Raw genomic sequence first — 19,310 nt, 5'->3', positions numbered from 1 at the left:
GGCTCATGTCAGACGTCCTCAGCATCCGGTATCCTCCCGAACTCCCCGTCTCGGCGCGCAGGGACGACATCGCCGCCGCCATCCGCGACCACCAGGTCGTGATCGTCGCCGGCGCCACCGGCTCCGGCAAGACGACCCAGCTGCCGAAGATCTGCCTCGAGCTCGGCCGCGAGAGCATCGCCCACACGCAGCCGCGCCGCATCGCCGCCCGCACGATCGCCGAGCGCATCGCGGAGGAGCTCGACGACGAGGTCGGCGGGCTCGTCGGCTACCAGGTCCGCTTCACCGACAAGGCGAGCGCGTCGACCCGGATCAAGCTGATGACCGACGGCATCCTGCTGAACGAGATGAACCACGACCGGATGCTCAGCCGGTACGACACGATCATCATCGACGAGGCGCACGAGCGCAGCCTCAACATCGACTTCCTGCTCGGCTACCTGCACCGGCTGCTGCCGCGCCGCCCGGACCTGAAGCTGATCATCACCTCCGCGACGATCGATCCGCAGAGCTTCGCCGAGCACTTCCGGGACGCCTCGGGCGCGCCCGCGCCGATCATCGAGGTCTCCGGCCGCACGTATCCCGTCGAGATCCGCTACCGCCCGCTCGTCGCCGAGGAGCCCGAGGAGGAGGACGACACCGACGTCCCCGACGCCACCAGCGGCAGCCGCGACCTGATGACCGGCATCGCCGACGCGCTCGCCGAGCTGGCCCGCGAGGACCAGGGCGACGTCCTCGTCTTCCTCTCCGGCGAGAACGAGATCCGCGACGCCGAGGACGCGATCCGCGGGCGGAACCTCCCCGGCACCGAGGTCCTCCCCCTCTACGGCCGGCTCTCGGCCGCCGATCAGCACCGCGTCTTCGAGCGCGGCCGCACCCCGGGCGTCCGCCGCCGGGTGGTCCTGGCCACCAACGTCGCCGAGACCAGCCTCACCGTGCCCGGCATCCGGTACGTCGTCGACGGCGGCACCGCCCGCATCTCGCGCTACAGCGCGCGCTCGAAGGTGCAGCGCCTGCCGATCGAGGCGATCTCGCAGGCGTCGGCCAACCAGCGCTCCGGCCGCTCCGGCCGCACCAGTGCGGGCATCGCGATCCGGCTGTACTCGGAGGAGGACTTCGAGCGCCGCCCCGAGTTCACCGATCCGGAGATTCTGCGCACCGGCCTCGCCGCCGTCATCCTGCAGATGATCTCGCTCGGCCTCGGCGACATCGCCGGCTTCCCGTTCCTCACCCCGCCCGACTCCCGCGGCATCAAGGACGGTCTCGATCTCCTCACCGAGCTCGGCGCCCTCCGATCCCCCGCCTCCCCCGCCGACTCCCCCTCGCGAGATGCCACTCATGAGGGCGACACGCCGAAGAAACCCGTCACAAGTGGCATCTCGCGGGGGGCCGACAAGGCGCCTCAGCTCACGAGGATCGGGCGGGATCTCGCCCGGCTGCCGATCGACCCGCGGTTCGGCCGGATGGTGATCGAGTCGCGCAAGCACGACGTCAGCCGCGAGGTGATGGCGATCGTCGCCGGGCTGACGATCCAGGACGTCCGGGAGCGCCCGCTCGAGCGTCGCGCGCAGGCCGACCAGCAGCACGCCCGCTTCGTCGACCCCACTAGCGACTTCCTCACCCTGCTCAACCTCTGGAACTACGTGGAGGAGAAGCAGGCCGAGCTCTCCTCCAGCGCCTTCCGCCGGCTCTGCAAGGCCGAGTACCTCAACTACCTCCGCGTGCGCGAGTGGCAGGACGTCTTCCGGCAGCTGCGCCAGCTGGCCCGGCCGCTCAAGCTCGAACTCGGCGAGCCGAAGGTCGACCCGGACGGGATCCACCGGAGCCTCCTCGCCGGTCTGCTCTCGCACCTGGGCATCAAGGACACCACCTCGCAGCAGGCCCAACGCGCGGCGAAGAACCGCGAGCGCCAGAGCGTCCAGTACGTCGGTGCCCGCAACGCGAAGTTCTCGATCTTCCCCGGCAGCGCGCTGGCGAAGAAGCAGCCCGACGCCCTGATGAGCGCCGAGCTGGTCGAGACGAGCAAGCTCTTCGCCCGCTCCAACGCCGCGATCGATCCGGCCTGGGCCGAGGCGATCGCCGGCGACCTGGTGAAGCGGCAGTTCAGCGAGCCCCACTGGGAGAAGGCGCAGGGCGCGGCCGTCGCCTATGAGAAGGTCACGCTCTACGGCGTGCCGATCATCGCCCGCCGCCGCGTGCAGTTCTCCCGGATCGACGCCGGCTACGCCCGCGAGCTCTTCATCAGGCATGCGCTCGTCGAAGGCGAGTGGGACGCCCGGCACGCCTTCGACCGCAAGAACCGGGCCCTGCGCGCCGAGCTCGAGCGGCTCGAGGAGCGGACCCGCCGCCGCGATCTGCTCGTCGACGACGAGGCCGTCTTCGACTTCTACGACCGCCGCGTCCCGCGCGACATCACGTCCGTCCGCTCCTTCGACTCCTGGTGGCGCACTGCGCAGCACGACGAGCCCGATCTGCTGACCATGACGCAGGAGACCCTCCTGCCCGAGGACGCGGAGCAGATCGACGAGACCGCGTTCCCGACCCAGTGGCGCCAGGCCGACCAGCGCTTCCGGCTCTCCTACCGGTTCGAGCCGGGCACGGAGGAGGACGGCGTCACCGTGCACGTGCCGCTCGCGCTGCTGCCGCGCGTCACCCCGCTCGGCTTCGACTGGCTCGTGCCGGGGCTCCGCGCCGAGCTCGTCACCGCGATGATCAAGGCGCTGCCCAAGCACCTGCGCCGGAACGTCGTCCCCGCGAACGACTGGGCGCGCAAGCTCACCGCCGCCCTCCCCCAGGACGTGCCGAACCCGCCGACCGAGTCGTTCGCCGCGACCCTCGCCGGCGCGATCCGCCGCGAGGCCGGCGTCGTGATCGACGCCTCCGACTTCGACCTCGAGCGCATCCCCGCGCACCTCCGCGTCACCTTCGCGATCGCCGACGAGCGCGGCCGGACCGTCGCCGCCGGCAAGGAGCTGGCCCCGCTGGCCGAGCGCCTGCGCGGCCGGGTCCGCGACGAGGTCGCCCGGGTCGTCGAGGCGCGCGTGCCCGACGCCCTCGAGCGCCGGGGGATCAAGACGTGGGACATGGCGGAGCTCCCCCGCGTCACCGACACCCGCCAGGGCGGCAACACGATCCGCGCCTACCCCGCGCTGATCGACGACGGCGACTCCGTCTCGATCCGCCTGCTCGCGACCGCCGAGGACCAGGCGCGCGAGCACCCGCGCGGCGTCCGCCGGCTGCTGCTGCTCGCGACGCCCAGCCCGGTCGCCTACGTGCAGCAGTACCTGACCGCGAACGAGAAGCTCGTGCTCGCGCAGAGCCCGTACCAGAACACGACGGCGCTGTTCGGCGACTGCCTGCTCGCCTGCGTCGACGCGGTGCTCTGGCGGATGAAGCCGGACGGCATGCTCTTCCTCCGCGCCGAGTTCGACGCGGTCCGCGACCGGGTCTCGGGCAGCGTGATGGACTCGATGTTCGAGACCGTGAAGACCGTCACCACGATCCTGACCACAGCGCGCGGGGTCGAGAAGGCGCTCAAGGCCTCGACGAGCATGGCGCTGCTGCCGGCGCTCACCGACGCCCGCGAGCAGCTCACCGGCCTCGTGCACCCGGGTTTCGTCTCAGCGACCGGGCTCGAGCGGCTGCGTCACCTGCCGCGCTACCTCGCCGGCATCACCGAGCGCTTCGCCAAGATCGGCGAGAACGTCGGCCGCGACCGGGTCTGGCTGAACGAGGTGCAGGCCGCACAGGAGCTGTACCGCTCCTCGGGCGGCACGATCCCGCTGCCGCCGCACGCGCCGGAGCGCCTGGTCCGCGCCCGCTGGCTGATCGAGGAACTGCGGATCAGCTTCTTCGCGCAGAGCCTGGGCACTGTCGAGAGCGTGTCGCTGCAGCGGATCCGGAAGGTGCTCGCGGGCTGACCGAGGTCGCCGCCGACCGGTTCGGCGGCCGTCGCCGGCGGGCCGCCGCGGGCCGCTAGTGTCGTCCGGTGGGCAGCTACACCGAACTCCTGAGAACCCCCGGCGTGGGTCGCATCATCGCGGCCCAGCTCACCGCGCGCTTCCCGTTCGGGATGCTCTCGCTCGCCTTCCTCCTGCACGTGGAGCGCGTGCACGACTCCTACGCCGCGGCCGGCCTCGTGCTCGGCTCCATGTCGATCGGCCAGGCGATCGCCGGTCCGCTGACCAGCCGCCTGATGGGCCGGCTCGGGATGCGGCGCGTGCTCACCGCGACCCTGATCGTCTGCGCGGCCGCGATCATCGCGATGGCGCTGCTCCCGCTGGAGATCTGGCAGTTCGTCGTCATCGGCTTCGTCTCGGGCCTCAGCATGCCGCCCGTGCAACCGGCGGTCCGGACGATCTACCCGAAGATGGTGCCCAGTTCGCAGCTGACCCCGCTGTTCTCGCTGGACGCCTCGGCGCAGGAGATCATCTGGGTGCTCGGCCCGGTGCTGACCACGTTCGTCTCGATCCAGATCTCGACCGTCGCGGGCATCCTCACCGCCGCGTTCTTCCTCGTCGGCGGCGGGATCTGGTTCATCGCCTCGCCCGAGGTCGGCCGGGTGCGGATCCCGCGCTCGCGCCGCCGACTCGGCGTCGTGCTGACCAAGCCGCCGGTGCTGCTCGCGACCGTGGTCGGCTTCCTGCTGGTCGGCGCCTGCGCCGCGGTCGAGGCCGGCGTCGTGGCGGTCTTCGGCGAGGGCGGCGTGGAGTCGGGCGTCGTCCTGGCGATCTTCGCGGCCGGCTCGCTCCTCGGCGGTCTCACCCTCGGCCACATCCCGATCAGCCGCTGGGCGACCGCGCGGCGGATGCTGATCGTCACCGTGGGCATGGGCCTCGCGGCGTTCTCGACCGACTTCTGGTGGCTCTCGATCACGCTCTTCCTGGCCGGCGTCGGCATCGCCCCGGCCCTGGCCGCGCTCTTCACGATCACGGCCTCGAGCGTGAAGTTCTCCGACACCGCGGAGGCCTACGGCTGGGTCGGCACGGGCCAGCTGATCGGAGCCGCGCTCGGCTCGGCCATCGCCGGCGTGCAGATCGACCGGTCGGGCCCGACCGCCGCGATCGTGGTCGCCGCGGTGTTCGCCTTCGTCGGCTTCGTCGTCCCGGCGCTCGGCCGCCGCTTCCACCCGGACCTGCGCGGGCGCGACGCGAGCCCGCTGCCGGACACCGAGCCGGTGGAGCTGCCGACCTGAGTCGTCGCCCTCGACGACTCTCTCGCGGAGGCGCCTCCCACCCGGCTCCGACCCGGCTCCGTTGAAGCTCCCAGGCTGTCCCCCCTAGGGTGGGGCTCGCCGAGGAGACGGAGGGGCCGCCGATGGGACTGCGCGACGACGCGGAGGAACTCGTCCGCCAGCATCAGCGCGAGGCGGAGGAGGCGCACGTCCTCGACCCCTGGGCCGACCCCGAGACGCCCGAATGGGCCGGCGAGCTCGCCGCGGCGCTCTGGCAGGGCTCCTTCCGACCGAGCCCCGTCTACTACCGCGCGGAGGACCCCTCGCACGCCTGGCGCGGACCGCATCCGATCCGGGTGCACCACCTCGGCTTCGGCTGGCAGATCACCGCGCGGCGCCTGCGCTCCGGCGCGATCGTGCCGAGCACGGTCGTGCTGCTCGAGACCGGCACGCTCTGGCTCGGCCTCGGGCCCGCCCGCCGACCGGGCCGCGGACTGCGCGGCCTCGGCGAGCAGGGGATGGTCGAGGGGCTGCAGCCCGGCCACGACGACTACTTCGCCGTCCGCCGCTTCGTGCACTCCAGCCAGGCCGCGCGGGACGACCGCCGCCTGCTCTTCGGCGTCGCCGGCCTGGCCGCGCTGATCGAGGACACCGTCCGCGTCGGCCCGCACGGCGAGCTGCACTGGCACCTCTGAGCACGGGCACCTCTGACGGCTTCCGCGAGATGCCACTTGTGACCGGTTTCCGCGGCGTGTCGTGCTCACAAGTGGCATCTCGCGGAGGGGGAAGAATGGGGGGATGAGTGTTCCCCTGATCCCCCTCAACGACGGGCGGGCGATCCCGCAGGTCGGGCTCGGCGTCTACAAGGTCGGCGACGACGAAGCGGCCCGTGCCGTCGCGACCGCGCTCGAGGCCGGCTACCGGCACGTCGACACGGCGACCCTCTACGGCAACGAGCGCGGCGTCGGCGAGGGGATCCGCGCCAGCGGCCTCCCCCGCGAGCAGGTCTTCGTCACCACGAAGGTCTGGAACGACGACCACGGCTTCGATGAGACCCTCGAGGCCTTCGACCGCAGCCTGGAGCTGCTCGGCACCGACTACGTCGACCTCTACCTCGTGCACTGGCCGATCCCCTCCCGCGACCGCTACGTCGACACCTACCGCGCGCTGGAGCGGATCCGTCGGGAGGGCCGAGCCCGCTCGATCGGCGTCTCGAACTTCGCGATCGAGCACCTCGAGCGCCTCCTCGGCGAGACCGAGGTCGTCCCCGTGATCAACCAGGTCGAGCTGCACCCGCGCCTCCCGCAGGAGGAGCTGCGCGCCTTCGACGCCGAGCACGGCATCGTGACCCAGGCCTGGTCGCCGCTGGCCCGCGGCCGCCTGCTCGACGAGCCGGTGCTCGCCTCGATCGCCGCGAAGCACGGCGTCTCGCCCGCGCAGGTGGTGCTGCGCTGGCACGTGCAGCACGGGGTCGTCGTGATCCCGAAGTCGGTGACGCCCGCGCGGATCCGGGAGAACCTGGACGTCCTCGGCTTCACCCTCGACGACGACGATCTGGCAGGAATCCGCGCACTCGCGACCGGCGAGCGCACCGGACGCGACCCGAGCCTGGACTGACGCGCCCTAGCCTGTCGGCATGACGACGCGAGCCCCGGAGACGAGAACCGCCCTCCTCCTGCACGGACTCGGCGGGGCCTCCGGCACCTGGTGGCGGGTCGCCGCGGCGCTGACCGCCGCCGGCTGGAGCGTGACGGCCCCGGATCTGCGCGGTCACGGCACCGGTCGCCGCGGCGGCTCCTCCCGGCACGACGACTACGCCGACGACGCGCTCGCCCTGCGCGCGCCCGGCGGGGCCTGGGACCTGGTCGTCGGCCACTCCCTGGGCGGGGCCGTGGCGGTGCGGGCAGCGGCGCGCGACACCGGCTGGGCGCGGCGGCTGGTGCTCCTCGATCCGGTGCTGCGCCTCGAGGAGTCGGAGCGGGCGGGGGTCCAGGCCGGCGAGGTCGCCGCCCTCGCGGTCACCGCGGACGAGCTCGCGGCGGCCGAGCCGCACTGGGACGAGCGCGATCGGGCCGAGAAGCTCCGGGCCGCGCACGCCGCCGATCCGGCCGCCGTCGCCGCGACGATCGACGACAACGAGCCGTGGGATCTGCTGGCCGACGTGCCGACGCTCCGGGCGCCCGTGCTGGTGCTCGGCGGCGACCCGCAGGTGTTCACGATGTTCCCGCCGTCCGTCGCCGCGCGGGTCCTCCAGGGCAATCCGCGCGTGCGCTACGCGGTGGTCGCGGGCGCCGGCCACAGTCCGCAGCGCGACCGCCCCGCCGAGACGCTGGCGATGCTCCGCGAGTGGGCCGAGAGCGACGCCACGGCCTGACTCCGTGCATGGCCGCTCACGACAGGCCATGTTTCCGCGCGGTGACAAGTGCCGCGAAGGGGTGTCTTTCGCGCCCGGCCTGTGAATACGCTCGCAGAGGGCACCGTCGCTTCTCAGCACAGCGAGAGCGACGGAGACCGTCGGTCCGACGGCCGCCGCCCTCGACGAAAGGGACCACCTGTGGCTCACCCCGCTACTGAAGACACCTCCGGCGCACGACGTCGGCGTCCACTCCTCGGCTCGGCCGCGATGATCGGCGCCGGCGCGCTGGTCGCCGGCTTCGCCTTCGCTCCCGCGGCGAGCGCCGCCGAGCCCGCCGACTTCGCCGACACGGTGACGGTCGACGGCATCATGACCCACCTCGAGGCCTTCCAGGCGATCGCGGACGCCAACGACGGCAACCGCGCGATCGGCACCGAGGGCTACGAGCTCAGCGGCCAGTACGTCGAGGCCGTGCTGAAGGCCGCCGGCTACACCACCGAGCGCCAGGACTTCACCACCACCACCCAGACGATCGACGAGTTCTCGCTGACCACGACCCCCGCGGTCGAGGGCATCCCGATGTCGTTCACCCCATCGACTCCCGAGGGCGGTGTCACGGGCGAGCTGATCCAGCCGGTCGACCCGCTGGGCTGCGACGCCGACGCCTGGGCCGGACTCGACGCGACGGGCAAGGTCGCCCTGGTCAGCCGCGGCACGTGCAGCTTCTCGGAGAAGTCTGCCGCTGCCGGCGCCGCCGGGGCCTCCGCCGTGATCATCTACAACAACGCTCCCGGCGAGCCGCTGAACGGCACGCTCGGCGCACCCGACGACAGCTACATCCCCTCCGTCGGCGTCACCCTCGAGGAGGGCCAGTCGCTGATCGCTGCGCTGCCGACGACGGCGACGCTCGTCCTCGAGCAGACGACCACCGACACCGACACCTTCAACATCATCACCGAGACCCCGGGCGGCGACCACGACAACGTGGTCATGCTCGGCGCACACCTCGACGGTGTGCCCGAGGGCCCCGGCATCAACGACAACGGCTCCGGATCGGCGACGCTCCTCGAGACCGCCGTGCAGCTCGCCGACGCGGGCGAGACGACCAACGCCGTGCGCTTCGCCTGGTGGGGCGCCGAGGAGGTCGGGCTCGTCGGCTCGTACACCTACGTCGACTCGCTCTCGGAGGAGGAGGCCGGCGACATCGCGACCTACCTGAACTTCGACATGGTCGCCTCGCCGAACTACGTCGTCTCGGTCTACGACGCGAACGAGTCCACCTACGAGGCCCCGGTCGAGGTGCCCGCGGGCTCCATCGCCACCGAGAAGGCGTTCACGGACTACTTCGACTCGATCGACCAGCCGTGGATCGACACCGCGTTCGACGGCCGCAGCGACTACGACGGCTTCATCTCGGCCGGCATCCCGGCCTCGGGCCTGTTCACCGGTGCGGACGACATCAAGACCGAGGAGGAGTTCGCGCTCTTCGGCGGCACCGTCGGCATCCCGCACGACCCGAACTACCACTCGGCCGGCGACGACCTGGCGAACATCAACCAGGAGGCGCTCGGCATCACCTCGAAGGCGATCGCCTTCGTGACGGCCTCGTTCGCCGAGGACACCTCCGCGATCGACGCCGAGAAGGACCCGACCACGCCGGAGCCGGAGCCCAGCACCCCGCCGTTCGTGCTCCCCACCAAGGAGCAGGTCCTCGGACTGATCGCCGCCGGCCTCTCGCCGCGCGAGATCGCGGCCGAGCTCGGCATCACCGAGGCGATCGCCCGCCCCTACGTGAAGCAGATCATCGACCGCTACGGCATCACCGACCGGGCGAGCGCTGAGCGCCTGATCCGCGAGTACCTCGCCGACCGCGGCGTGCTCATCGGCGGCTAGCCGCCACCGCACCAGCCGAGGCGTCCCGCTCCGGTCGACCCGTCCCGCTCCGGCAGGACGCCTCGACGGGGGCGGGACGCCTCACCCGTTCTCGGGCGTCGGAGAGAGGAGGCCGCTTCGCGTTTCGGTGGTGTGGAGAAGGCCGACGCGGCGGCCCTCTTCATGCTGGTCGAGCAGCCCCGCAGGGGCGTATCGAGACCCGCCGTCGTCAGCAGGGCGGGACTGCAGACTCGACTTCCGACGCTGGTGGACCTCGGTACGCCCGCTGAGCGGGCTACTCGATCAGCATGAGGTGTCGCGCGCCGTCAGGGCCGGCGGGCGCGGGCGAAGGCCTCCTCGACGTCCTCGTCCGGGTCCGCGAGCAGGCGCAGGGTCGCGAGGGCGTGGAAGCGGCGCGGGTCCTCCTCCGACCGCGCGGCCGCCTCGAGCACGGGGGCCGCGGCGTCGCCGAGCATAAGCAGCGCGCGGGTGAGGGCGCGCTGGTCCGGCCGGTCGCGCTCGCCGAGGTGCTCCGCGAGCTGCCGGGCCAGGGCCGGCCGCTCGCTCTCCGGCGCCAGCCGCGCGGCTGTGCGCCACGCCGCGTGCGCGACCGCGGGCTGCTCGTCGTGCAGCAGCGCGGGCGTGATCGCAGGGAACGCGCGCGGGTCGCCCACCTTCGACAGCGTGTGCAGCGCCTGGCTGCGGGCCTGCGGCGTCTCGGACTCGAGCTCGGGCAGCAGCAGGTCGACGGTGACGCCGGGCTCGTGCCGGGTGAGGGCCCAGGTGAGCATCTCGCGGACCCCGAAGTCGGGCTCCACCGCGCAGCGCGCCACCAGCACCGGGGCGTACTCGTCGGCGGGTCGGGTGCCCGCGGTCATCGCGGCCTGCAGCCGGGACGACGCGTCGGGAGCGGTCAGGGCGGCGCGGAGCCTGTCGGCGGGCCGGTTCTCGTCAGTCATCGCCGCCCATTCGACACCCGCCGCCCGAAAGGACGTCGAGTGCCGCCCCTCCCGCCCCCCGCGAGATGCCACTTGTGACGTGATCCCTCGGCGTGTCGCGCTCACAAGTGGCATCTCGCGGGAGGGGCAGGGCTTCCCGCCGCGGCGGCGCACGGTGTTCACTGGGGCCATGCGAGCCATCTGGAAGGGCGCGATCACCTTCGGCCTGGTCAACGTGCCGGTGAAGATCTACAGCGCGACCGAGGACCACGACGTCCCCCTGCACCAGGTGCACGACAAGGACGGCGGCCGGATCCGGTACCAGCGCAAGTGCGAGATCTGCGGCGAGGTCGTCACCTTCGACCACATCGACAAGGCCTACGACGACGGCGAGCGCACGGTCGTGCTCACCAAGGACGAGCTGAAGGCGCTGCCGGAGGAGCGCGACCGGGAGATCGACGTCGTGCAGTTCGTGCCGAGCGAGCAGGTCGACCCGATCATGTTCGACCGCGCCTACATCCTCGAGCCCGACTCCTCCTCCCCCAAGGCCTACGTGCTGCTGCGCCGCACCCTCGAGGAGACCGACCGCACCGCGATCGTCGAGTTCGCGCTGCGGCAGAAGACGCGGCTGGCGGCGCTGCGCGTGCGCGGCAAGCTGCTGATGCTGCAGACGCTGCTCTGGGCCGACGAGGTGCGCGAGGTCGAGTTCCCCGCGCTGGAGGGCACGACGCGCATCGCGGCCCGAGAGCTCGAGATGTCCTCGCACCTGGTCGACTCCTACTCGGAGGACTTCGACGCGTCGAAGTTCCAGGACTCATACCAGGCCGAGCTGCGCACCCTCATCGACGCGAAGATCGAGCAGGGCGACGCCCTCGACACCTCCGCGACCTTCGGCGAGAAGCCCGAGGAGGAGGGCGGCGGCGAGGTGCTCGACCTGATGGAGGCGCTGAAGCGCTCGGTCGAGCGCAGCCGCGGGGCGAAGGCGGGGGCGTCCGCGGACTCCGAGGAGAAGGCGCCGGCGAAGAAGCGGGCGACGCGGAAGAAGGCGGACGACGACGCCTCGGCCGACGAGGACTCGGCGCCGAAGAAGACCGCCGCCAAGAAGGCGCCGGCGAAGAAAAGCGCCGCGAAGACCGACGACGGCGAGAAGGCCGCTTCCGAGAAGGCTGCGCCCAAGAAGATCGCTCCGAAGAAGAAGCCGGCCGCGAAGAAGGCCCCCACCGAGCAGGAGGACGCCGCGACCGAGAAGGCGGCGTCCTGAGCCCGACCGGCCCGGAGGGTCGGCTCAGACCAGCTCGTCCACGTCGTCGAGGTCGACCGCGACCGAGCTGATCAGCGCGAGCAGCGCCTCCGCGTAGGCGTTCTCGGCGATCTCGTCCTCGAAGACGCGCTCCTCGCCGCCGAGCTCGGCCGTCACGGCGAACCGCACCGGCGCCCCCGTCGGCGCCGTGCGGCGCAGCGAGCGGAACGTCCCGCGCAGCAGCTCGCGCAGCTGGTCCTCGCGCGGCAGCCAGAGCGAGTCGTCGAGCGCCACGGAGTCGAGCGCCCACTCGGTCGTGCCGTTGAAGCCGAGCACCGTGCCGGTCTCGTACTCGTGCGGCTCGATGGTCATGTCGCTCACGGTGAAGACGTCGCCGTCGAACCCCTCGCGCTCGATGCGGAAGCGGTCGCCGGTGACCGGTGCCCAGCGCAGCCCCGCCGTCCGCAGCGCCCTGGCGAGTTCGAAGGAGATCATCCCCTGATCATGGCGCGCGTTCCCGGACGGAGGCCGCGAAGACGGGCCTCCGGTCCCGATGTCGGTGGGTGAGTTTACGTTCATGAAACGTCCGGTTCACAGGCCGGGCACCCGCACTGCATAGCGTGGCTCACTGTGCCCCTTTCAGGGGCGAGGGTCGCCGTCGACGTGCGGTGACGCACCACCGCTCCCCGGGGCGGCGATCGAGAGGACCACCACATGACCGACTCCCCCGACCTCCTCGCGGACAGGCCCCGCGCCGGTTCACCCAGGAGGCGCCTCGCGCTGGCGGCCCTCGCCGGTCTCGCCCTCGTCGCCTCGCCGCTGGTCGCGACCCCCGCCACCGCCGCACCGAGCGGCGACGAGCTGGTCATCAGCGAGGTCTTCGCCCGCGGCGGCTCGGCCGGCGCGACCTACACCAACCGCTTCGTCGAGCTCTACAACCCGACCGGAGCCGACGTCGCTCTCTCGGGCCTCTCGCTGCAGTACCGCTCGGCCACCGGCACGGCGAACCCGACGACGACCGTCGCGCTCACCGGCACCGTCCCCGCCGAGGGCCACTTCCTCATCGCCGGCGCGAGCAACGGCACCAACGGCGCGCCGCTCCCCGCCGCCGACCAGACCGCGAACGGCCTCAACATCGCGGCCGCGGGCGGCACGCTCTTCCTGGTCGAGGGCACCGCGACCCTCGTCGCCCCGCCGACCGGCACCGCCGAGCAGCCCGACGCGGTCCTCGACCTCCTCGGCTACGGCACCTCCAACACCTTCGAGTCGGCGGCCGCCACCGCGCCGACGCTGACCGAGTCGATCGCGCGCGCCGACACCGCGACCGGCGACACCGACTCCAACGCCGCCGACTTCACCGTCGGCGCGATGACCCCCGAGGCCGCCGGCGGCAGCACCCCGGAGCCGACGCCCGCGCCGACCGGGACGCCGACCCCCACCGCGACCCCGACCGCCCCGCCGACCACTCCGCCGACGACGCCGCCCACCACCGCGCCGACCGTCTCGATCGCCGAGATCCAGGGCACCGGAGCCGCGTCCCCGCTCGTCGGGCAGACCGTCACCACCACCGGCGTCGTCACCGCGCGCTACGCCACCGGCGGCTACAGCGGCTACGTGATCCAGACCGCCGGCACCGGCGCGCAGACCAGCGGCCGCACCGCCTCCGACGCCGTCTTCGTCTACTCCTCCGCCTCGGTCGGCGCGGTCGCGATCGGCGACAGCCTGCGCATCACCGGCGCCGTCAGCGAGTTCAACGGCCTCACCGAGCTCACCCCGACCTCGGCCGCCACCGTCGAGAAGCTCGACACCCCGGCCGCCGCTCCGGTCCCGGCCGCGGTCGGCCTCCCCCGCTCCACGGAGGAGCGCGAGACGCTCGAGAGCATGCTGATCGCCCCGCAGGGCGCGTTCACCGTGACCGACACCTTCGACCTCAACAGCTTCGGCTCCGTCGGCCTCGCCGCCGGCGACTCGCCGCTGCTGACCCCGACCGAGGTCGCCCGCCCCGGCTCGCCCGAGCTGGCCGCGGTCGTCGCCGACAACGCCGCCCGCGCGATCGTCCTCGACGACGGCGCCTCGATCAACTTCCTCGGCGCGGCCGCGAACAAGGCGATCCCGCTGCCCTACCTCACACCGACCGAGCCGATCCGCGTGGGCGCCCCGGCGACCTTCACGACCCCGGTCGTCCTCGACTACCGCAACGGCGGCTGGTCCTTCCAGCCGACGACTCAGCTGACCGTCGAGAACGCCGCGACCGTGCAGCCCGCGACCTTCGCGAACACCCGCGAGGCGGCCCCCGAGGCCGTCGGCGGCGACCTCTCGATCGCGTCCTTCAACGTGCTGAACTACTTCTCCACCACGGGTGACTCGATCACCGGCTGCACCTTCTACACCGACCGCGACGGCGACCCCGTCACGGTCAACAGCGGCTGCGACGCCCGCGGCGCCGCGAACGCGGACGACCTCGAGCGCCAGCAGGCCAAGATCGTCACCGCGATCAACGGCCTCGGCGCCGGCGTCGTCTCGCTCGAGGAGATCGAGAACTCGGCCAAGTTCGGCAAGCCGCGCGACGAGGCCCTCGCCACCCTGACCGCCGCGCTCAACACCGCCGCCGGCTCGGAGCTGTGGGCGTACGTGCCCTCGCCCGCCGCCGTCCCGGCCATCGCGGACGAGGACGTCATCCGCACCGCGTTCATCTACAAGAAGGCCGTCATCGAGCCCGTCGGCGAGTCGGTCATCCTGAACGACGGCGTCGCCTTCTCGAACGCCCGGAAGCCCCTCGCCCAGGAGTTCCGCCTGATCGGCGACAGCGCCAGCGAGTTCGTCGCTATCGTGAACCACTTCAAGTCGAAGGGCTCCGGCTCCGGAGTCGACGCCGACCAGGGCGACGGCCAGGGCGCCTCGAACGCCTCCCGCGTCGACCAGGCCACCGCGCTCGTCGCGTTCGCCGACCGCCTGCAGACCGAGAAGGCCACGGACCTCGTCTACCTGCTCGGCGACTTCAACGCCTACTCGCAGGAGGACCCGATCCAGGTCCTCCGCGATGCCGGCTACGTCGACCAGGGCGCGAAGGACGGGAAGTACTCCTACTCCTTCGACGGCGCGGTCGGCTCGCTCGATCACGTCTTCGCCTCCCCGGCGGCCGACGCGACCGTGACCGGTGTCGACACCTGGAACATCAACAGCGGGGAGTCGGTGGCGCTGGAGTACAGCCGCTACGACTACAACGCGACGATCTTCTACGACTCCTCGGCGTACCGCTCGAGCGACCACGACCCGGTCGTCGTCGGACTCGACCTGCCCGAGACCGCGCCGGCGACCGTGATCGACGTCGCGACGAGCGCGAAGACCACGCGCCTCGCCGTGCTCCGCACGCTGACGGTCACGGCCGTCAACAACGGCCCCGAGGCGGTCGCGATCGAGATCTCGACGCCCTACGGCACGCGGACGAAGAGCTCGGTGAAGCCCGGCCAGTCGTTCACGACCTCCTACCTCACGGTGCTCCGCCCGATCAAGGCCGGCACCGCGACGATCGAGGTCACCGCGAAGGACGGCACGGAGCGCACGTACCAGCAGGCGTACAGCGCCCGCTAGAGCGTCGGCCCGCCGGCCGAGGCACGACCGACCGCGGGGGCGGGTCCGCTGAGAAGCGGGCCCGCCCTCGTCGCGCCACCCCTGACGTCGCGCGGTCTCGGCTCCTAGAGTGCGGAGCATGCCCGAGGGAGACAGCGTCCACCGTCTCGCCGCCCGCCTGAGGCGAGCGGCGGACGGCCGGACCGTGGCGGACGGCGAGCTGCGCTCGGGCGACGCCGCCGGCTCCTCCCTCGAGGGTCTGCGGATCCTCGAGCACGACACCCACGGCAAGCACCTGCTCACCCGCTTCTCCGATGGTCTGACCCTGCACACCCACCTGCGGATGCAGGGGTCCTGGACGGTCACCTCGCCCGGGCGCTCCGTGCCGCGGGGCGTGCAGAAGGACGTCCGCGTCCGGCTCCAGCTCGACGACGGGGTCGCCCTCTGGGGCATCGACCTCCCCGTCGTCGAGCTGCTGCCCACCCGCGACGAGGCGCAGGCGATCGGCCACCTCGGTCCCGACCCGCTCCGCGCCGACTGGAGCGCGGAGGAGGCGGTCGCCCGCCTGTCCCGCGTGCCCGAGCGGCCGGTCGTCGCCGCCCTGCTCGACCAGCGCCTGATGGCGGGCCTCGGCAACCTCTGGGCGAACGAGGTCTGCTTCCTCCGCGGGCTCTACCCCTGGCGGCCCGTCGGCACCGTCGACGTCCGCGCCCTGGTCGCCACCGCCGCCCGGGGCCTGCGCGCATCCGTCACGGTGCCCGGGATGTTCCAGACCACCACCGGCGACACGCGTCGCGGCGAGCGGCACTGGGTCGCGGGCCGCGCCGGCCGGCCGTGCCTGCGCTGCGGGACGACGATCCTCGTCCGCGCCGAGGTCCGCAACGACCCGGAGCAGCGGCGCACCTGGTGGTGCCCGCACTGCCAGCCCGAACCCGCCGACTCCGGGCAGTGACCCGGGCGGCGCGCCTGCGTAGGCTGGGCGGCAGGACGAGCGGAGGGGTCGCATGAGCGAGAACGTCTGGGGATCGCCGGAGCCGGCGTCGCGGCGCGAGGAGCCGGCGACCGGGGTCGAGCGATCCGGCACGCCCCCGCAGCCGCAGGAGGCCGCCGAACCCGACGTCGAGCTCGCCCGCCCCGAGGACATCGAGCGGGCCCAGGCCGTCAAGGACCTCAAGCGCCGCCGCGACTTCGCCGGCTCGGTCGGCGGCTGGATGACCGTCTCCGCGATCAGCACCGGCGTCTGGTTCGCGACGGGCGCCGACGGCTACTTCTGGCCGGTCTGGCCGATGCTCGGCATCGGCATCGGCGTGGCCAGTCAGGCCGCCGCCCTCTGGGGCCCGGCGAAGAAGGAGATCACCGAGGCGGACATCGCCGCCCAGATGCGCAAGCGCGAGCTGCGCGGCCGCTGACGGCCGGTCTCCCGCCTCCGCGCTGGCCGAGCAGCCGCACGCCCGCACCATGCCGGTCGAGCAGCCGCGCAGCGGCGTATCGAGACCCACCCACCGACAGCACCCGCCTCGCCCGGCACCCCCCTCCCAGGACTCCCGTCGACCCCGGCTGCTAGGGTGCGTTGGAGCGCGCCGACGTCCCGACGGCTGCGCTCACGGCACAGCGTGGCGCGCCGGACCCGAGGCGTGCCGCCTCCGGCACCGCCCACTGACGGTTTGGACACCCTTGGCCGACTCCTCCTCGCCCTCCTCCGCGCAGCCTCCCTTCGACGCGTCGCAGTTCCACGAGCTCCCGCCGAAGCGGCCCTCCCGCCGGGCCGTCGTGCTCGGCGCGGTCGGCGCCGGTCTCGGCCTCGTCGCCCTCGGCGGCGGCGGCTACGCCGCGTACCGCGCCCTGCAGCCCGACCAGCCCGGCGTCTCCGGCGAGCCGGGCACCCCGGCCGCCGAGCTCGATCTGCTCGCCGGCGTCCCGACCCCGACGCCGTCCTTCGGCCCGAACGGCACCCACTGGCCCTCGCGGACCCCGTGGTTCACCGGCGACGTCGATCTCGAGGTCGAGGTGGAGTGCTCCTGGTCGGCGATCAGCGAGGCGATCACCACGGCGCTCGACACCGCGGGGCCCGCCGACACCATCCGCATCCTCGTCGCACCGGGCGAGCTGCCCGGCGGTGGCGCCGGCTCGAGCTCGTCCCCGATGATGCAGGACATCGGCACGCTCGATCGGGACACCCGCGTCCTCGTCTACCCGCGCGACGGCTGGGGCACGGTCACCACCGCCAACTCCTGGCGCCTGCTCCGCGTCTACAACGTCGCGCTCGTCGGCATCGTCACCAACGGCGCCTTCCTCGCCTCCGGCTGCAGCAGCTCGGCCTTCGCGCGGATCACCACCAACGCCTACAACGTCTACGGCGTCGACGGCACCGACTTCACCGAGAACGTCGAGCTGGTCGAGGTGGTCGTCCCGGACGCCCAGCTCCGCGACGAGGACGTCTCGAGCATGCGCACCCCGACCGACGGCGCGGGCGGCCTCCGCCACATCTTCCGGATCGGCTGCTACACCGCTCCCGCCTACAAGGAGAAGGGCTCCGGCGCGCACACCGACACCGTGCAGTTCTCCGGCCAGGGCGGCAACTACTACGGCGACATCACGAGCATCGACTGCATCGACTTCGCCTCGACGAACACCGCGTTCCAGATCGGCTCGGCCGAGAACGTGCGCTACCAGCACTGCCTGGTCGTCGGAGCGGACGTCGTCAAGCGCGTCTTCCCCGTCCCGGACGAGGCGGATCAGGACGGCAGCTTCGGCGCCTCCAACGGTCCCGGCGTCGAGTTCGGCTGCTCGGCGCTCGACAGCACCTTCATCGGCCCGATGGGCGCCGCCACCTGGGCGTCCGTCTCGGGGTCGACCGCGGGCTACGAGACGACCGGCGCCGCCCCGAAGGAGGGCGAATGGATCATCGACGAGTCGATCCTCGAGTGGACCGCCGACGACGTGCACGAGCGCAGCCCGCAGGTGACGAGCGAGTACCTGGCCCAGATCTGGGCCTGACCGGCTCTCAGCCCGAGTGCCGTCCGGCCCGCGCGGGTCGCGCCAGCGATGCGAGCGGCGCCGGCACCGTGAACAGCGGATCGCCCGGGATCAGCGCGAGCACCCGGCGGATCCCGAGCGACAGCACGACGATCGCCGCCGTGAGCACCAGCGGGTAGAGCAGCGCCGCCACCGGCCTCTCGAGCAGTCCGGTCAGCCACGCCGCATCCGGGTTCGCGACGAGCGACCACAGCCCCAGCAGCGGCACCTGCAGCAGGTAGATCGGCAGCGTCCGGCGTCCGATCGCCGAGCCGACCCGCGCGGCCGGCGCCCAGCGGCAGAGCAGGGCGGCGCAGGCCACGGCGAGCGGGATCGCGCTCGCGCTGACGACGAACCCGGCGATCTGCGCGACGGGCCCGTCCGCGACGCGGCCGCCGACGACCGCCAGCAGGAACACCCCGAGCGGCGCGAGCAGCACCAGCACGCCCGGCCGCGAGAAGCGGCGCAGCTGCTCGGCACCGAGGACGCCGAGCGCGAAGAAGACGAAGTTCGCCAGCAGCGCGTCGCCGAAGAGGATCACCCGCAGGTTCGTCGCGAGGAACCAGGCGGCGGTGCCGAGCAGCAGGATCCCCCACCAGGGCACCCGGAGCGCCCGCAGCAGCACCAGCACGGCCGGGTAGAGCGCCAGCGCGAAGAGGAACCAGAGCGTGGTGGTCGGGAAGACGAACTGCAGCAGGACGCGGTCGAGCGAGTCGATCGAGTGCGGGAAGTCCGGTCGCGCGAGCAGGGCGAAGAACACGGCGTAGAGCACGACCCACACCGCGTAAAGGTAGTAGTTCGAGACGAGGCGCACGCGGGCGGAGCCGCGCCGCCAGCCGCGGAGGAGGCCGGACTGCGCCAGCAGCCCCGCGAGCGCGAACAGGATCGGCATCCGGATGCGCCCGAGGGAGCCGCCGACCTGGTCCCAGAGCGCGGCGACGGAGGACGCCGGGTCCGCGACGGTGGCGAAGCTCCAGATCAGGACGTGGAAGAGGACGACCGCGAGGACGCCGAGGCCGCGGGTCGTGTCGATCCAGGCGAGCCGCTCGCGCGCGACGAGCGCGTCCCCTGATCCCGTTGCCACGCGAACCAGTATGAGGGCTCGATGTGTCGCGGAAAACGCGACGTGCGGCGCCCAGCGTCGGT

The 19,310-nt window shown here is 72.6% G+C and carries 14 protein-coding genes; 11 read left to right on the top strand and 3 right to left on the bottom strand.

The features are described 5' to 3' along the window. Nucleotides 1–5: 5 nt before the first annotated feature. From hrpA to HRK28_RS12230, 6 genes are all read left to right on the top strand, one after another. Entirely contained in the window at nucleotides 6–3,920 is a 3,915-nt protein-coding gene (gene hrpA / locus HRK28_RS12255) for an ATP-dependent RNA helicase HrpA (protein WP_173251735.1), read from the top strand. Nucleotides 3,921–3,988: 68 nt separating this feature from the next. Continuing rightward, entirely contained in the window at nucleotides 3,989–5,194 is a 1,206-nt protein-coding gene (locus HRK28_RS12250) for an MFS transporter (protein ID WP_173251733.1), read from the top strand. A 122-nt stretch (nucleotides 5,195–5,316) separates the two neighbouring features. Next, nucleotides 5,317–5,868, top strand: coding sequence for a hypothetical protein (locus HRK28_RS12245; protein ID WP_160090471.1), 552 nt, complete (start codon nucleotides 5,317–5,319; stop codon nucleotides 5,866–5,868). Between the two features lie 103 nt (nucleotides 5,869–5,971). Next, the gene (locus HRK28_RS12240; RefSeq protein ID WP_173251732.1) at nucleotides 5,972–6,790 is read left to right on the top strand and encodes an aldo/keto reductase; all 819 of its coding nucleotides are present in this window, start codon (nucleotides 5,972–5,974) and stop codon (nucleotides 6,788–6,790) included. Nucleotides 6,791–6,809: 19 nt separating this feature from the next. After that, entirely contained in the window at nucleotides 6,810–7,547 is a 738-nt protein-coding gene (locus HRK28_RS12235) for an alpha/beta fold hydrolase (protein WP_173251730.1), read from the top strand. 249 nt (nucleotides 7,548–7,796) lie between these two features. Beyond that, complete coding sequence (locus HRK28_RS12230) at nucleotides 7,797–9,422, top strand: M28 family peptidase (RefSeq protein WP_173251728.1); 1,626 nt, start codon at nucleotides 7,797–7,799, stop codon at nucleotides 9,420–9,422. A 305-nt stretch (nucleotides 9,423–9,727) separates the two neighbouring features. Here HRK28_RS12230 and HRK28_RS12225 read toward each other — a convergent pair whose 3' ends face one another. Continuing rightward, nucleotides 9,728–10,360 carry a HEAT repeat domain-containing protein gene (locus HRK28_RS12225; RefSeq protein ID WP_173251726.1) on the bottom strand — a complete coding sequence of 211 codons (633 nt, stop codon included), beginning with the start codon at nucleotides 10,358–10,360 and terminating at the stop codon, nucleotides 9,728–9,730. A gap of 169 nt (nucleotides 10,361–10,529) precedes the next feature. Between HRK28_RS12225 and HRK28_RS12220 the strand changes: the two genes are divergently transcribed. After that, nucleotides 10,530–11,600 (top strand): Ku protein, encoded by a 1,071-nt coding sequence (locus HRK28_RS12220; protein ID WP_173251724.1) that lies wholly within the window; start codon nucleotides 10,530–10,532, stop codon nucleotides 11,598–11,600. A gap of 24 nt (nucleotides 11,601–11,624) precedes the next feature. On the opposite strand, the gene HRK28_RS12215 is transcribed toward HRK28_RS12220, so the two are convergent. Next, the gene (locus HRK28_RS12215; RefSeq protein ID WP_173251722.1) at nucleotides 11,625–12,074 is read right to left on the bottom strand and encodes a hypothetical protein; all 450 of its coding nucleotides are present in this window, start codon (nucleotides 12,072–12,074) and stop codon (nucleotides 11,625–11,627) included. A gap of 219 nt (nucleotides 12,075–12,293) precedes the next feature. Between HRK28_RS12215 and HRK28_RS12210 the strand changes: the two genes are divergently transcribed. The 4 genes from HRK28_RS12210 (at nucleotide 12,294) to HRK28_RS12195 (ending at nucleotide 18,146) form a co-directional block, all read left to right on the top strand. After that, nucleotides 12,294–15,170 (top strand): ExeM/NucH family extracellular endonuclease, encoded by a 2,877-nt coding sequence (locus HRK28_RS12210; RefSeq protein WP_173251720.1) that lies wholly within the window; start codon nucleotides 12,294–12,296, stop codon nucleotides 15,168–15,170. Between the two features lie 118 nt (nucleotides 15,171–15,288). After that, nucleotides 15,289–16,101: an Fpg/Nei family DNA glycosylase gene (locus HRK28_RS20600; RefSeq protein WP_173251718.1), complete on the top strand. Its 813-nt coding sequence runs from the start codon at nucleotides 15,289–15,291 to the stop codon at nucleotides 16,099–16,101. A 52-nt stretch (nucleotides 16,102–16,153) separates the two neighbouring features. Then, a complete protein-coding gene (locus tag HRK28_RS12200) occupies nucleotides 16,154–16,558 on the top strand; it encodes a 2TM domain-containing protein (protein ID WP_160090480.1) in 405 nt (134 codons plus the stop codon). Nucleotides 16,559–16,823: 265 nt separating this feature from the next. After that, the gene (locus HRK28_RS12195; protein ID WP_173251717.1) at nucleotides 16,824–18,146 is read left to right on the top strand and encodes a hypothetical protein; all 1,323 of its coding nucleotides are present in this window, start codon (nucleotides 16,824–16,826) and stop codon (nucleotides 18,144–18,146) included. Between the two features lie 7 nt (nucleotides 18,147–18,153). Here HRK28_RS12195 and HRK28_RS12190 read toward each other — a convergent pair whose 3' ends face one another. Further along, nucleotides 18,154–19,248, bottom strand: coding sequence for an acyltransferase (locus HRK28_RS12190; RefSeq protein ID WP_173251715.1), 1,095 nt, complete (start codon nucleotides 19,246–19,248; stop codon nucleotides 18,154–18,156). Nucleotides 19,249–19,310 lie beyond the last annotated feature (62 nt).

Origin of the sequence: Rathayibacter sp. VKM Ac-2835, assembly GCF_013266705.1 — a bacterium.
Taxonomy (GTDB): Bacteria; Actinomycetota; Actinomycetes; order Actinomycetales; family Microbacteriaceae; genus Rathayibacter.
Note: the sequence above shows the minus strand (reverse complement) of the source record. Positions and strands in the feature narration are given on the sequence as shown.